Annotated in this window: 15 protein-coding genes; 8 read left to right on the top strand and 7 right to left on the bottom strand. The window is 39.5% G+C overall.

All coding sequences use genetic code 11. The features are described from left to right. Nucleotides 1-88 precede the first annotated feature (88 nt). A complete protein-coding gene (locus ASU03_RS00435) occupies nucleotides 89-1,273 on the bottom strand; it encodes an NAD(P)/FAD-dependent oxidoreductase (RefSeq protein WP_057829941.1) in 1,185 nt (394 codons plus the stop codon). A gap of 325 nt (nucleotides 1,274-1,598) precedes the next feature. Here ASU03_RS00435 and ASU03_RS00430 point away from each other — a divergent pair, with 325 nt between their 5' ends. The 4 genes from ASU03_RS00430 (at nucleotide 1,599) to ASU03_RS00415 (ending at nucleotide 3,266) form a co-directional block, all read left to right on the top strand. Further along, on the top strand, nucleotides 1,599-1,853 hold the full coding sequence (locus ASU03_RS00430) for a hypothetical protein (RefSeq protein ID WP_157465777.1): 255 nt from the start codon (nucleotides 1,599-1,601) through the stop codon (nucleotides 1,851-1,853). A 117-nt stretch (nucleotides 1,854-1,970) separates the two neighbouring features. Beyond that, nucleotides 1,971-2,258, top strand: a complete 288-nt coding sequence (locus ASU03_RS00425; RefSeq protein WP_057829939.1) for a hypothetical protein — start codon at nucleotides 1,971-1,973, stop codon at nucleotides 2,256-2,258. Nucleotides 2,259-2,350: 92 nt separating this feature from the next. Then, a complete protein-coding gene (locus tag ASU03_RS00420; RefSeq protein WP_057829938.1) occupies nucleotides 2,351-2,926 on the top strand; it encodes a hypothetical protein in 576 nt (191 codons plus the stop codon). A gap of 10 nt (nucleotides 2,927-2,936) precedes the next feature. Further along, nucleotides 2,937-3,266, top strand: a complete 330-nt coding sequence (locus ASU03_RS00415; RefSeq protein ID WP_057829937.1) for a winged helix-turn-helix domain-containing protein — start codon at nucleotides 2,937-2,939, stop codon at nucleotides 3,264-3,266. A 143-nt stretch (nucleotides 3,267-3,409) separates the two neighbouring features. Here the strand turns inward: ASU03_RS00415 and ftnA are convergent, their stop codons facing one another. The 5 genes from ftnA to ASU03_RS20510 form a co-directional block, all read right to left on the bottom strand. Next, nucleotides 3,410-3,937, bottom strand: a complete 528-nt coding sequence (ftnA, locus tag ASU03_RS00410; RefSeq protein WP_057179241.1) for a non-heme ferritin — start codon at nucleotides 3,935-3,937, stop codon at nucleotides 3,410-3,412. Between the two features lie 222 nt (nucleotides 3,938-4,159). Continuing rightward, entirely contained in the window at nucleotides 4,160-4,633 is a 474-nt protein-coding gene (locus ASU03_RS00405) for a peroxiredoxin family protein (protein WP_057829936.1), read from the bottom strand. A gap of 141 nt (nucleotides 4,634-4,774) precedes the next feature. Continuing rightward, on the bottom strand, nucleotides 4,775-6,724 hold the full coding sequence (locus ASU03_RS00400; protein ID WP_057829935.1) for a methyl-accepting chemotaxis protein: 1,950 nt from the start codon (nucleotides 6,722-6,724) through the stop codon (nucleotides 4,775-4,777). Between the two features lie 107 nt (nucleotides 6,725-6,831). After that, nucleotides 6,832-7,650 carry a class I SAM-dependent methyltransferase gene (locus ASU03_RS00395; protein ID WP_057829934.1) on the bottom strand — a complete coding sequence of 273 codons (819 nt, stop codon included), beginning with the start codon at nucleotides 7,648-7,650 and terminating at the stop codon, nucleotides 6,832-6,834. Continuing rightward, nucleotides 7,650-7,805: a hypothetical protein gene (locus ASU03_RS20510; protein WP_157465776.1), complete on the bottom strand. Its 156-nt coding sequence runs from the start codon at nucleotides 7,803-7,805 to the stop codon at nucleotides 7,650-7,652. Before ASU03_RS20510 ends, ASU03_RS00395 begins: the two co-directional genes overlap by 1 nt. Nucleotides 7,806-7,941: 136 nt before the next feature. Between ASU03_RS20510 and ASU03_RS00390 the strand changes: the two genes are divergently transcribed. The 3 genes from ASU03_RS00390 to ASU03_RS00380 all read left to right on the top strand — a co-directional run bounded on the left by ASU03_RS00390 (nucleotide 7,942) and on the right by ASU03_RS00380 (nucleotide 11,826). Continuing rightward, complete coding sequence (locus tag ASU03_RS00390; protein ID WP_057829933.1) at nucleotides 7,942-8,640, top strand: single-stranded DNA-binding protein; 699 nt, start codon at nucleotides 7,942-7,944, stop codon at nucleotides 8,638-8,640. 51 nt (nucleotides 8,641-8,691) lie between these two features. Beyond that, nucleotides 8,692-10,881 carry a hypothetical protein gene (locus tag ASU03_RS00385; protein ID WP_057829932.1) on the top strand — a complete coding sequence of 730 codons (2,190 nt, stop codon included), beginning with the start codon at nucleotides 8,692-8,694 and terminating at the stop codon, nucleotides 10,879-10,881. Between the two features lie 204 nt (nucleotides 10,882-11,085). After that, the gene (locus ASU03_RS00380) at nucleotides 11,086-11,826 is read left to right on the top strand and encodes a TVP38/TMEM64 family protein (protein ID WP_057829931.1); all 741 of its coding nucleotides are present in this window, start codon (nucleotides 11,086-11,088) and stop codon (nucleotides 11,824-11,826) included. Nucleotides 11,827-11,856: 30 nt separating this feature from the next. Here the strand turns inward: ASU03_RS00380 and ASU03_RS00375 are convergent, their stop codons facing one another. Continuing rightward, nucleotides 11,857-12,330, bottom strand: a complete 474-nt coding sequence (locus ASU03_RS00375) for an NYN domain-containing protein (protein WP_057829930.1) — start codon at nucleotides 12,328-12,330, stop codon at nucleotides 11,857-11,859. A gap of 236 nt (nucleotides 12,331-12,566) precedes the next feature. On the opposite strand from ASU03_RS00375, the gene plsB reads away from it, so the two are divergent. Then, nucleotides 12,567-15,002 (top strand): glycerol-3-phosphate 1-O-acyltransferase PlsB, encoded by a 2,436-nt coding sequence (gene plsB / locus ASU03_RS00370; protein ID WP_057829929.1) that lies wholly within the window; start codon nucleotides 12,567-12,569, stop codon nucleotides 15,000-15,002. The last annotated feature ends 103 nt before the right edge of the window (nucleotides 15,003-15,105 follow it).

Here is a 15,105-nt window from a genome sequence, read left to right as displayed (position 1 = left end):
TCAAGCATTAGGGACAGTCATAAAACATAACCAATATGTTGAATTTTCTCAGACGATGACGCACATCTCATCAGTTATGAAGATCCAACTAAACCACCTGCCCACAAGCAAAACCACTGGCCCAACAGAATTGGAAATTATAGCCCCCGAGCCAACCTGTGACATCAATGACTTCACCGATAAAAAACAAGCCTGGCTGCTTTTTACTTTCAAAGGTTTTTGAAGATAGTTCATCGGTGTTTACCCCGCCCAAAGTTACTTCGGCGGTGCGATAACCTTCGGTGCCGTTTGGCTTAATCTGCCACGCATGTAAGTATTCACTTAACTGCTTTATTTCGGGGTGATTTAGTTGTTTTATTGGCTTGTCGGCAATTACGCCATCTTTGACCAGCACTTCAATAAAGCGTTTTGGTAATAACGTCGCCAGCAGATTTTTTACCGATTTTTGCCCTTGCTCACTTTGCCACTGAGTTAGGGTATCGCTAAGATTATATTCTGGCAATAAGTTAATGGTTACCGCCTGCCCTGCGCGCCAAAAAGAGGATATTTGTAATATCGCCGGCCCTGATAAACCACGATGGGTGAATAAGATATTTTCTTTAAAACTAGTACCGTCTTCGCTAGTTATTTCGGTTAATAAACTGATGCCAGATAGGCCATCGAAGCGTTGTTTGTCGTGATCATGTAGGGTGAATGGTACTAGTGCGGCGATGGTTTCTAATACATTTAAGTCAAATTGCTCGGCAATTTTATAACCAATAGGTGTTGCGCCCAATTTAGGCATGGTTAAGCCACCTGAAGCCACCACTAACGATTTACATTGGTAACTTTTATCGCTCGTAGTAACTAAATAACCCTCACTATTTTTAGTAACCGACAATACCTCTGTGCGCAAGTTTACGGCTACTCCGGCCCACTCACATTCGGTCATCAATATATCAACCAGATCTTGCGCGCTATCATCACAAAATAGCTGACCTAGGGTTTTATGGTGGTATTGCAAGCCATGTCTATCAACTAAATCAATAAAGTCTTGCGCGCTATAGCGACTAAGTGCTGATTTAACAAAATGTGGATTTTGACACAGGTAATTTTCAGGACTTGCTCCTTCATTGGTGAAATTGGCACGGCCGCCGCCGCTGATTAATATTTTTCTCGCCGGCTTTTTCCCCATATCAACCACAACAACGCTTTTACCACGATAGCCTGCTTGTGCGGCACACATTAAGCCTGCCGCGCCGGCACCAATTATTAATACGTCTGTTGTGATCACTGTTATACCTTAAGAAGAAAACCTGAAAATTTCGCCGCTATTATAATCTGTATGCAAATAGGTCGTATACAAAAACTTACCTTAGCGTTTTACTGTGGTTGCTGTTATAAGTCTTTTTACGGAAGATGCTCCTTGCACATTTGCTGCAAATTCGTTGATTTACCCGATAAAAGTGCAGTAAATTACGCGATTGTGCAAGAAAACGTCACGCTAAGTAAAGAAATGCAAAGAGTGTGTAAAGGTAGGAATTCTTGCCTCAACTACCTATCTATTGCTGCATCACATTCGACAAAAATTTATTGCAACTTTACCTTACGAAAAACACATGAAAACACTTAAAACCCTACAAACCTTAAAGAGCTGGCTTGCTGGCAGCATATTATTGACATTACTCGGTTGTGAATCTAGTGAGGACAGCAGCGGGACAGGTTATGTCAAACTCTATAATTTATCTAAATACTCACCCAGTATTTATTTAACCATAGATGAAGATATTACTGAGGATAACGATGAAGATGAGCATTTTGAACAAACCTATACCGCCATTGCTTATGGTACACAGCATTCCTGTCATAGATGATGACGATGATACCACTAACGATCTTTTTAATCTTAGGGTGCTAAATATGCATTCAAACCAGCAAGCCGGTGATTTTTATCTATCTAAAAAAATGAAAGTTTTAATGAGACTATTTTAGTGGGCCAATACAGTTATCAGCAATTATCTGACAATAAAAAACTTGCTCAAGATGACTATATTTTTTATATCACCACTGCTGGTAACGATGAGGTGTTATTTAGCTCAAGCAGCATCCCTTTTGCCTATAGCTCGCAGAACATTATGATAGTAAAAGATAACATGGGGGCCGGTTCTTCACCTTATGTGTTAGATAAAATGTCAGATTCTGCGGTCATAGAGTATGTAGACGCCGAAGCTGAAGCACAATTTAGGGCTTATAATGCCGTTGCCAATCATGAGCAATAACCAGCTACCAAGAAGTCTTTGCTTTACATATTAATGGCGTTGGTGATAGCCCGGTTATCGCTGTCCTACCCTATGGCGAAATTAGTAATGCCTTGGTCTTAGCAAGTGGTGACTACAGCGTAGATCTCACCAGCACCGAGGATAATACGCCGTTAATGAGCAATCATTTATTATCTTTAGTGGGAAATACTAATAAAACACTCTTTTTCTATGCGGAGCAAGAATATGTCGATAATGATAACGACGGTAATATTGATGAAAATGGTGATGGCATCATTGATGAAATTGACGTTAATGTTTTCTCTTTGATGGTTGAGAATAGTGTACTGAGCAGTATCTATCAGCATGAGATTGAAATAGTAAACTTAATTCAATCTGATGATTTTACTCAAGTAGCCGTTTTCTTTGTTAGACAAGATGAAAGCATAAGCTCTGCCATTTATCACCGAGAACTTAGCTATAAAAACACTGGCTCAATATTATTAAAAAATAACAGCTATCACGTTTTTGTTATCGCCAATAATAATGGCAGCTCGATTATCTTAAATTCATTTGAATTAATCATTAATGAGCAATCAAATGAACAGTTTTTAGTGCTTGAAAGCAGTGAGACTTCGCCAACAGGCTATAAAACAACCCTGTTTAGCCAAACGCCCGAACAAGAATAAGGTAAGTCTCATGTTAACTAAAGAGCAACAGCTAACCGTAGACAAATTATTGATTGCGCAAGTTGAGTTAAGTTTTTTAAATCGCTCGGTAATATTTTTAGAACAGCCTATGAGTACTACTGGGCTAGAATTTAATTTGCTGGCGTTACTTATGAACAATGCCGGTTCGCTAGTGATTAGAGAGGTTATTGCTGAGCGGATTTTTCAACGTAAGCTTGCCCGTTGTGATAAAAGTATTAATAGTCACATGGCCAATTTAAGAAAGAAGTTACTGGTGATATCGAAGCGTACGGTTATTAAAACAGTGAAGGGACGGGGATATATATTTTTAAAACCTTAATATCCATTCTTTAACTTAAATACTTAACTAAAAGACGCAATGATTATATTAACTGCTGCCCTCAAAGCTTCCCTTTAAGGACGTGCAAACTTTTAAGGGCAGCAGTTAGTTAAACCGTATTTTTAAGCGCTATAGCTAGGCGCTTATACTGTGGCGCCTGTCATTATGCTGGTGCTGCCAGTTTTGGCAAGTTCGGCTAAATCTTTATCAACGAAGAATAACGCATGACCATCGTTACCTACTAGGTTGATTTTATCTAAAATACCTTTGAATAAAGTCTCTTCTTCATGTTGCTCAGCCACATACCACTGTAAGAAGTTGAAGGTAGAGTAATCTTGATTAGTGAATGCTTCATGAGCAAGTGAGTTAATGCGCTCAGTGATTAAACATTCATGGTCGTAAGTTAGTTGAAATAATTGCCCTAAGCTTTCAAATTCATGCGGCGGCGCATCAATAGCACCAATAATAGGTAAGGCGCCCGTTTCACTTACGTAAGTAAATAAACGGTTCATGTGCTGAATTTCTTCATTAGCATGTTTACGTAAAAATTCTGCCGCGCCAGAAAAGCCTTTTTCTTCACACCAGGCACTCATTTGTAAATACAAATTTGAAGAGTAAAACTCTAAATTAAGTTGTTTGTTTAACTTGTCTACCATGTCAGCTTTTAACATAATTTTACCTTGAATATTTTAATTGGGTGAATTCTGCCTTTTTATCCGAGAACATTCAAGTAAAAATAGCATAAACTACATAAAAAACCTTATTAACCAATGAGTTAATAAGGTTAATCATTCTTGTTTGTGTTCTCTTGTTTATTGCTTTTAGTATCCACTTTATAAAGCGGCTATTATTAAATACCGCCTTAATAACCAATACTATAACGGCTATTAATGCTACAGCTGAGCAAGAATGACTTCGGCTTTACTGACTTCAAACGCTTTGGCTTGTTCAACATTTAAATGGCTCACTATGCCATTATCAATAATCATGGCATAACGCTGAGAGCGCAAGCCACCAAAACTAGCGGTGTCCATGCTTAAACCTAATGCTTTGCTATAGCTACCATCACCATCGGCTAACATCATGATATTTTCGGCATTTTGCGACTCGCCCCAGGCATTCATCACAAATGCATCGTTAACAGATAAACAGATAATGGCATCTACACCTTTAGCTTTAAATTCATCCGCCGAAACCACATAACCAGGTAAGTGTGCGGCGGAACAGGTTGGCGTGAAAGCACCGGGTACGGCAAATAACACCACTTTTTTATTAGCAAACAGTTCAGCAGTTTTATGCGTGATCATTTCGCCATTTTTTAATTGTTGTAATTCGCCTACGGGCATTAAACTATTTTGCTTAATCATAAAAACACCTTTATTTGTTGTCAAACCAATCGGACTAATTTATTGATCCGTTTGGTATTAGTAATGGAAATAAGTTTTCGAGTAACTTATCCGGATGAACGTTAATTATACCTAGCTTTAGAAACTTAACATAATATCTCACTAAGAGGCTTTATTCAGGGTCAGGCCAATAGCGTTTACTTGCTTAGTGACATCAATAGAGATAACACTGGATAATTGTTGAGAGTCACTCACTTCTTTATCAACATTGGCCATGGCTTGCTCAAAGGCGATAAAGTGCTGGCGTTGACGGGTAATTTGCTCAAGGGTGTCTTGGGCAACCGTTGCTGAAACTTGCGCTTGCCCAGTAACGGCTAGTGCTGTTTCTTGCAATTCATCGGCGATAATACGTTGCTTATGTGACGCTTTTTCAATGTCATTAATAATGCCTTTTATTGAATTGCTGGCGCTGTGCAATTGATTTAAGCGCGCTGAAATTTGCTTGAGTGATGCTTGTGTTTTACCCGCGAGTTTGCGAACTTCGTCGGCGACCACAGAAAACCCTCGGCCATGCTCACCGGCCCTTGCCGCTTCAATGGCAGCATTGAGTGCCAATAAATTGGTTTGATCCGCAATGGCGCTAATGACATCAACAATAGAATTAACCGATTCAACCGAGTGAAAGAGAGAGGTAATAGCACTTTTACTTTCCTTTGCTGCTAAATTGGTCGACTCACTTGCTGCCAGTACTTGCGCAACATGATGCTGACTTACTGCCATGGCTTTTTTGGTAGCCTGGGCATTATTAACCACTTGTCCTGAGAGGGTATTCACTGTTTCGGTGGCCTCACCTAAGGCTTGCATTATTTTTCTCGCCCCTTGCACATGTTCACTGGTGGTGTGTGATGACTGGTAAATTCTTTTTACCTGACTTTCCATGGTGGTTAATGCTTTGGCCACTAAATCAAGTTGCTGTGCTTTGTCTTTATCGTCTTGCGCTAGCTTATTAACCATATGATTAAAGCTGGTTGAGATCTCACCAAACTCAGTGCTTTTATCAATATTAGTGATGTTATCTACCTTGCCTTGTGCCATTAATTGCACAAAACTATCACGTAAATGTCGTAGTGGTTTAAGGATAACACTACGCTGCAAGGCATAGTTTGCTAACAGAAAAACCACCAAAAATATTAATAGTCCAATGACAATAAAATAAAGCTGCTCATTCATTTGCTCTTGCTGTTGGGAGATATCCGCTTCACCTGCCATGATAGCTTGTTCAATGTTGCCTACTTGCTCGGCCAATAATGCTAAGCCCATTTGTCGTTGCTGCTGCTGAGCTAGGGTGTTTTTTAGCTCTCGTTGATAGCGATTAAATAAAGACTGCAATTCATTAATGGCTTCTATACTTACATCTTGAAGCTCTTCGGGTTCGCCAAGTACGTCATCCTCATCAAATAAGTCCTCATCACTTGCTGCATAAATCGCTAAAGCCGGTTGTATTGCTAAGAAACGACCTAAATCTTTTAACTCATCTAAGAGGGCCGTTATCGATTCAATACTCCCTTGTTGCTTAGTAAAAACAGCCTCTCGAGCACTGACTAAATCGGCCAATAATTTCCCTATAGTTTGGGTTTTAATGAGGTAGTTAAACTGTGCCGTTAGCGATAATACCCGGGTTTTTTGCACATAGTTAGCGAGATGGTTATTGATGGCCAGCATTGCTTGTTCACTATTACGCAATAACACTAAAGGATCGCCACTGAGCTTACCCATGGCGCGAAATTTAGTGTCGATATTGTTAGCAAGTGCCTCTGCTTGCCCGTCTATTTGCTTAGACAATTTATCGATATTCAAACGATGTGTTTGTTTAACAATATTAGCGAGTTGCTTTTGCGCCTTATTCAGCAAAGCCGCATCACCACTTTGTAAATACTCAGTAATGGTGCGATTAAACTCAATACTGGTTAAAGAAATAAGTGCTTGATAGCCCTGGTATTGCGCTTGGCTTTTACTTAAAGATTCACCGACGTGATACATGGTTGCCAAAAAAATTACTGCAAAAATACTGATTGCCGCAACAGACAAGCGGGAGAAGCTAGAAACGCGCATGATAACATTGCCTTTAAGATAAATTAAAGGCAATAATCACGTATTAATATGACAGTAAGGTTACATAAATATGACGGATTTATGTAATTGGGTAAGCCGAGCTAGACTTAAGTAGTCAATTTTGGAATGGCTTGATTAACATAAACATCGAAACGATTTTTTTTCATTTTAATGCTCATCGACGGTTTTTTACCTGCCAGTGGTGGTGCATAACTGGGTCGTTTTACCACAACTCGGTACTTAGCTAACGCGAGTGCAGGTTCAAGTAGGCCATCGGCATCAAGATCTTCACCAACGAGGCATTGAAAAATACGCATTTCTTTTTTAACTGCAGCAGATTTCTCCCGGTGTGGAAACATAGGATCTAGATAGACCACATCAGGCGCGCTGGCCAAGTCCATTTCCTCTATTGATGAACCGTGAATTAACTGCATGTTATTAGCTATATCGGCAACTTCATGATTTAATTTCGCACGCTCAATGCCATCCTCTAAAAGTGCAGCCACGACGGGCATACGTTCCATTAAGGTTAATTGACAACCTAAGCCAGCCAAAACAAAGGCATCACGACCAAGGCCGGCGGTAGCGTCTAAAACATGGGGAGTAAAACCATGCTTTAAGCCCACCGCTTTGGCAATATCTTGACCGCGACCGCCACCAAATTTACGTCGGTGGGCGACCGCGCCTGCAACGAAGTCTACTTTGATAGCGCCCAATTTAGGTTCGTCTAATTTACATAACTCTAAAGCGTGATGGTGCACTTGCAAGATAAATTCAAGCTGTGGCTGTTTTTTGGCAGCGGCGACATCCCCCAGATAATTGAAATGCCATTTTTTCGCCAGTCGTTTAGCGTATTCGCTATCGACACTATCGACATAACCTAGGGCGATGTTATTAAGGTATTCGCTGGCAATAATTGCGCTCATTAGCTTCCTATGTGCTTGTCCAAGAAAGACAAGATTCTTTGGTTTGACTCTAAAATATTGTCTTCATTATAAAAGCCATGGCCTTCTTTGTCTTTCACTAACCACTCAAATGGGTAGTTAATTGCGGCTAAAGAGGCTTTTAAATTAAATTTCAAGCCCATTCACCTTACAAACTATTAACATCCTCAGCGTATTCATATTAAAATATAAACACTTGCTCCTTTAATCACACACAGTGATAATAGATAACTGAGTAATTTATATACTTTTTTAACCTCATAGGAAAAACCTTTGTCATTATCCGATGCTATGAATAAACGCCTAGAAACACCAAGCCCACAGCTTTGTGCCGTGACCTTGTTGGGCAATTTAGTGGCAACGCCAGATATTCGCTATCGCGCAAACCCTGCCACCGCAGTGACTGAGATTGTCTTAGCGACATCGAGTAAATGGTTAGATAAAAATACTAACAAATATAAAGAATGGACTAGTTACCATCATGTCAAGGTAGAAGGTGAATTGGTCGAGCAGGCATTATTACAAGCCAACAAAGGTGATATTATTTTACTTCATGGCTATTTAAGTAATATTAAGGCTAAAGCAACGGATAAAACCACTAATCATCCGGGTATTGTCCACGCTAACTTTGTGCAAAAATTCAGCAAAGGTTATACTCAAGCCATTAACCAAATACATTGTAGTGCCCAGCTAACGTCTCAACCAAAACTGATGTTAACCGAACAAAACAAAGAGATAACTCAAGCCAACATTGTCATTAATCAGCATATTTATAATACCGATAAACAAATATGGCAGACAATTACTGTGGAACGAGCCATTCATGCTTGGGGCAAACAAGCACTGTATTTAGCAGAACATGGTAATATTGGCGATGAACTGATGTTAGAGGGAAAACTAAGTTACACCAGTGGTGTTAACAAAGATCAGTTTATTGAAGTAAAAAACGTGCATTTGTTTAAGGGCACCTAAAAGAAAAATTAAATCGTTAGCAAGACACTGAACTATGGATGACTCAACTAAATGCTTACCGTAAAATACACTCTCTTTTTATTTTTTTTTCTATGGCTAGTGCTATTCACCCGCAGCAGCCATGCCAATAATAGCACCAGTGAAAAAAATCAATATTTACTACAAAAAATAGCGCAAGCGCCTCTACTTAAAGGAAAACATAGCCAGTGGCTGCAACTGCTTGAGCAACCGGGTAACAGCCAATATTATTATCTTGCGAATAGACAGGGTCAAATTTATCAGTTAGCACAAGATAACGCTATTAACAGCTCTTTATTACTAGATTTTCAGCAAGTCTCGACTAAAGAGCCAATACTACAACTCAGCGCTTTTGCTTTACACCCCAACTTTGCCTTGAATGAGCATAGCGGTTATGGCACTTTTTATACCGCTCATGTAGAAAAATCGCCTACCCTCAGCAGAGCCAAGCGCTTACAAGAATCGGCGGTCACCATAGCACTCAGCTTCGATGCCGTAATCACTGAATGGCAATTAAACCCCGCGAGGCAAGTCGATATTTCAAGTCAAAGAGAAGTATTGAGAATAGCAATTGCCAGCGTAACAACTGGCATTAAACAATTGAGCTTTAATCCCTACAGTAAATCATGGCATGATGACTTTGCTCAGCTCTATATTGCACTTGCACAAAACCAAAAATTAAGCCAATACCCACTTTATTCCGGTGCCATTTTACGTATTAATCCACAAGAAATTACTACGGCTAGTTATAGCGTGCCTGATAACAACCCTTTTTTCGCTAATAACGAGATTTCAGCCGCCATTTATTTACTGGGTGCCGGGCAAATAAAGCAATTTATTTGGCCTGATAAATACTCTAATAAATTACTGATATCACATTTATACCGCTATAAAAATACAGTAAAACATTGGTTATCTTATAGCTATGGCGGGGAAGATTGGCGGGCATACTCACCTAAACAGTTTCTCTACCAAAACGACCAACCTTTAACGGCCAATAGCTTGCTAGTATACCGAGGTCAAAATGCACCAAGCTTGCGCAACAAGCTATTATTACTGACGAAAAAAAAGCGGCAATGGCAACTGAGCTCATTAACGAATGGTAATCCAGTGGCTAAATTGGGCGTACAACAACAAAAAGCCTTATCAACACCGCAACTAGAGTGGCCATTACCGCAGCCAAAGTTAATCACTAAGCAATTATCTCTTTTTCGTGATAATCGTGGTGAACTGCTTTTTTTCAATGAGGACTCTGGCGCTATCTATCAGCTATATCAACAGGATATAATGCCAGGCCAAGGTCATATACAAGGTAATCAAGCAATAAAACAAAGCGGCTTAGCGGATATTACTTTATTTTTTATTAGCCTATTCACTTTACTTGGTGGATATATTTTATACCAAGTAAACAGCCAACGAAATTCAGTTAAATCATTGGTACGTCGAGAGTTTTCTCACTTAGCATTGACTGATGATAAGTTAGCTTTAAACTTATTTAAACGCCATCAACGCAAGGCTGAGACTGTGATAGCCCTGACTCAGATTAAGCAGTGTCAACTTTTACTGGGTGATTTAGTCATTGCGACAATTAACACCACCTTGGCTCATGGTTTTAATGATCAACAAGAACAGGCCTTACGTGAGATATTTCATAACGAGCAAGTTGATAAAATGGTTGATGGTAAAGTTAGGCGCATTAGCTTATCAATCAATACCGGTGAAAAAAATAAGTACATCATTTGTTTATACCTACGCAAAGGTAACGATAGAATAACCAAAAACAGTTACTTTGCCGTGGTCGATGATGTCATTAATTGGTGCTGGTTAATTGCAGCCAAGATCAATAGCCAACATACCAGCAAGCGTGGTTTAACAGCTAGTATCACTGCCGCAGATATAGCTCTAGCAGAGCACAAGAGCCATGATGATATCCCTCTGCATACCCAAGCCGCTATTATTAGGCCGGCCACCCACCCTCAGCCAACTTTAGCTGATAATGAACAAGTCCCCACGCCTGAAGTACCAATAGCTCAGGGAAATAACGATGTGATCATTTTATCTAACTATCATGACTCGACAGCGATAACAGCGGCCAAAGTAGAAACAGAGTTGGTGAATGCCTTAGAAAAATTAGTTAAACTACAACAACAAGGCTTTTTAAGTACTGATGAATTTTCCCAAGCGAAAGCCAAATTATTGGACTGTTTAAATAAAACTGAGTAATATTTCGCTAGTAAGGCACGCATCTAGCTTACTAAAAAATGTAGGCGGTACAGGAGGTACCTTATGAGATAATGCAGGAGCTATTATCCTGAGTAATTATTCAAACAAAATGTCCTAAATCACTATGTTCCACAATCAATGCCTTACCTATAAGCTTTATAATTATCGCTAAGTGGGCAATTAATTAATCTATTTGGTATAACCATGCTTGCTAAGATTGTTCTTTTTTCCTCTCACGTACATACCACTAGAATACTGGCTAGCCTTATCATGATCATTATTATCGTGACAGGCTTATATCAGTGGCTAATACAGACACCAGCAACTGGCGCGACAACACTTAGCGCAGCAGAAGCTGGCTTTAATTTAAGTCAGTGGACCATAGCCTTAGTTGATAAGCTTAACTGGCAAGAAGAAGGCAGCTCAACGTCTTATAATACCTTGGTGTTGTTGGTTTTTTTATCCCTGGCAACTAGTATAGGTTTACCTAGACAAATTGCCGCTTTAGTCGCGGGTATTAACTTGGGTGCTTTTATCGGCATGATTATCGCGACATTGGCGGCAACGCTTGGCTGTTTAATTACCTTTACTGTGGCCCGCTACCTACTAAGCGATAGCATTACTCGTAAGTACCCAAGTAAGCTAGCAAAATTATCGGTTTTCCTTGGTGAACAAACCTTCTTAAAAGCCATCATTATTCGTATATTACCGCTAGGGAGTAATTTTATCACCAATATTATTGCTGGGGTGAGTCAGGTATCAATGCCCGCTTATGTTAGTGGCTCATTTGTCGGTTTTATCCCACAAATGATCATCTTTGCTCTTGCTGGCAGCGGTATACGCTTAGGTGCACAAAATGAGTTAATGGCTAGCGCAGGTCTATTTATTATTGCGCTGTTGTTAAGCGCCTATTTAGTGAAAAAACATAAAATGAAAGTGAAATAATATTAACAACTTCCTATCTTCTGTCTAACACTACAACAATAAACTCTGTTCAATTTTATGGTGCACATCAGCAGCATCCACTAAGGATTTTGCCGTTAAGCTGGCAACACTATAAACTTCTGTAGTAACCCCATATTTTTCACGAACTTTACGCAGCAGCACATCAAAATCACCATCGCCGGAAAGTAATATAACGGTATCAACGTCAGCAGCAGCTTCCATGATATCTATGGTTATGCCCACATCCCAATCACCTTTGGCAGAACCATCACGACGTTGGATATAAGGCTTTAGTTTGACCTCAAAACCAATGTGCTTCAGCGCTTTTTGAAATTTATGCTGTTGATCATCACTGCGTTGAATGGCATAAGCATTGGCAATAGTAATATCACCTTGCGCCATCAACTCTTGCCACAATAAACGGTAGTTAAATTGCTTAGAAAATACATCTCTGGTGGTGTAATAAATGTTTTGTACATCGACAAATACAGCTATTTTTTTCAAGGTGTTCTCCTGAAATTAAAGGTCTTTTTATCTGATTAAACGCGATGAGCTAGTGTGCGACCACTTTATACCATTGTGCATAAAGAAGGGAATACTTTGCAAGGCATGGATGAATTAGCAGCAAAAAAATGAGTCTAGCCTCCTGAATAACCATTAGCTACAAACCAAGACAATATTAATTAATGATGTTAAAATCCTTTTTTATAGCAGTTAATGACTAATCCGAGCAAGACAACATGTTAGCCTTACGTTCTTTTTTTTATTTTTTCTTGAATTTTCCTCTTAAATTACTGGTTCGCTGTAAAATCATCAACGACAGTCAAAGTGCGACCGAACCGCTAAATAAACCTATTTTTTATATTGTTCGTCATCAATCCGCTTCCGACTTACTGACCCTGCAAAGTGCTTGTAAAAAGCAAAACCTTCCCGACCCTCTTGGCCAAGTTAGCATTAACGGAAAAACGTTTAATCGCACCTTATGTTTAGCCAAACCAACCCCCATTTTTTCATGGTGTAAAACCAGTGAAACAGCGGCAAGCAGTCAAGGTTTAGAGCTTTTAAAGCTACATGCACTTGATGAAAGTCTCGATGCAAAATTAATTCCAGTCAATTTAATATGGGGCCGGACACCAACCAAAGAGCGTAAAAACCTTAATATCGGCACGCTGATTGCGGATCAAGAGTCACCAAATTGGTTACGTAAATTTTTTATCGTACTCTTTTTAGGTCGCGATACCTTAGTACGTTTTAGCGAAGCTTTTTCTTTTAGAGATATCACTAACAACCACGGTAGCGATGAAGTTGCCACTCATAAATTTTTACGCGTTGCTCGTTTTCATTTTCATCGTCAAACCATTGCCGCTAAAGGCCCAAGATTAATGCATCGCAAGCAAATGTTTACTGCCTTGTTTGCCAATCCTTCAATAAAGCGCATCATCAGTGACGAAGCGAAAAGTAAAAAAATACCGGAAGCAGACGTTAAAAAACAAGCGCTAGCCATAATGAATGAGATTGCTGGTGACTACAGTGTTTCTTGGGTACGTTTTGGTGAGATTATTTTGCATTGGTTATGGGCGAGATTATACAGCGCCATTAACGTCAGTAATGCCAAGGTATTACGTAAATTGGCACAAGATGGCCATGAAATAATTTATGTACCATGCCATCGTAGCCATATGGATTACTTATTGCTTTCTTATGTCATATTGCAAGAAGGCTTAGTCATGCCACGCATTGCCGCAGGCATTAACTTAAATTTTTGGCCCGCAGGTACCGTATTTAGAAAAGGCGGCGCCTTTTTTATTCGGCGTAGCTTTGGTGGCAACCGTTTATATTCGACTATTTTCCGCGAATATTTAGGACTTTTATTTGAACGTGGCTATAGCGTTAAATACTACACTGAAGGTGGCAGAAGCCGCACAGGTAGATTGTTAGCACCGAAAACCGGCATGCTAGCGATGACTATTCAAAGTTTACTGCGTGGCATTGATAGACCGCTCACTTTAGTGCCTGTTTACTTAGGCTATGAGCACGTTATGGAAGTAGGCACTTACCATAAAGAATTAAGTGGTGGCGAGAAAAAAGGTGAATCGATGTTTGGCGTGCTAAAAGCCATTAAGAGCTTACGTAACTATGGCAATGGTTATGTAAACTTTGGTGAGCCGATAAATATCAACGAATTTTTAAATAAACAAGTTCCCGACTGGAAAGATGCCATAGATCCTATTGCGCCACAAAAACCAACGTGGTTAACGCCGACGGTCAATATACTTGCGAATAAAGTCATGGAAAACATCAATAAAAGTGCCGCATTGAACGGGGTAGCTTTAACCGCGTTGATTTTACATGCTAGTAAAAACAAAGCGTTATCTAAAATAGAATTACAAACACAACTCGATTTTTTCTTGAATTTACAACGCCAAGCGCCTTTTAGTGAGCAACTGACCATTCCAGAAGAAACAGGTGCCCAGTTACTGACACATGTTATTTCACTGAATAAAGTGACTATCACTGAAGATAGCTTTGGTAGCTTGGTCTCACTTTCTGATACCGCCAAGCTTGAAATGCGCTATTACCGCAATAATATTTTGCATACTTTTGTGCTGCCGGCACTTATTTGTCGTTTGCTCGATAGACATAACAAAATTAATCAAGACGAATTAGTTGCCAAAGTACAAACATTAATGGCCTTGCTCAAAGAAGATTTATTTTTATACCAAGATAGCGAACAGGTCGCTAAACAAACTCATCAAATATTAGCCACATTACAAGCAAAGGATATTACAAAATTAAGTAAAGCTGGTTTTTGGTCACTGACTGACGATATGGTGCTCCTAAGCCAAGTTCACGCCATGGCAGAGTGTGTTGATGAAAGCTTACAGCGCCTAGCGATTATCACGTCATTAACCAGTCGTTTAGGGCCTTTAAGTAAACGTGATTTAGAAAGTAAAGTAGTGGCTATTGCCAAGCGTTTATCGGTATTAAATAATATTAATGCCCCAGAGTTTACCGACAAACGTGCTCAATCAACGTTAATCGCCAGTATCCGTCAGCAAGGCTATATTGAAATAAATGATGATGGTTTACTGATCGCCAGTAGTAGCATGGCTGAAATAAAAGCCACCGTCATTAACTTGGTCGATATTGAAGTATTACAAAGTATCGCCCGCTAAAACTTACATCATTAAACACTACTCGAAAAACACCGTACTATTTTGAACTTACGGTGTTTTGTTTAGTCTATAGGCTTACCAATTACCAACAAAAGTACTGAAT

Source organism: Colwellia sp. TT2012 (genome assembly GCF_001440345.1).
Taxonomy (GTDB): Bacteria; Pseudomonadota; Gammaproteobacteria; order Enterobacterales; family Alteromonadaceae; genus Colwellia.
The sequence above is the reverse complement of the archived record's forward strand: the minus strand, read 5'-3'. Positions and strand labels throughout refer to the sequence as shown.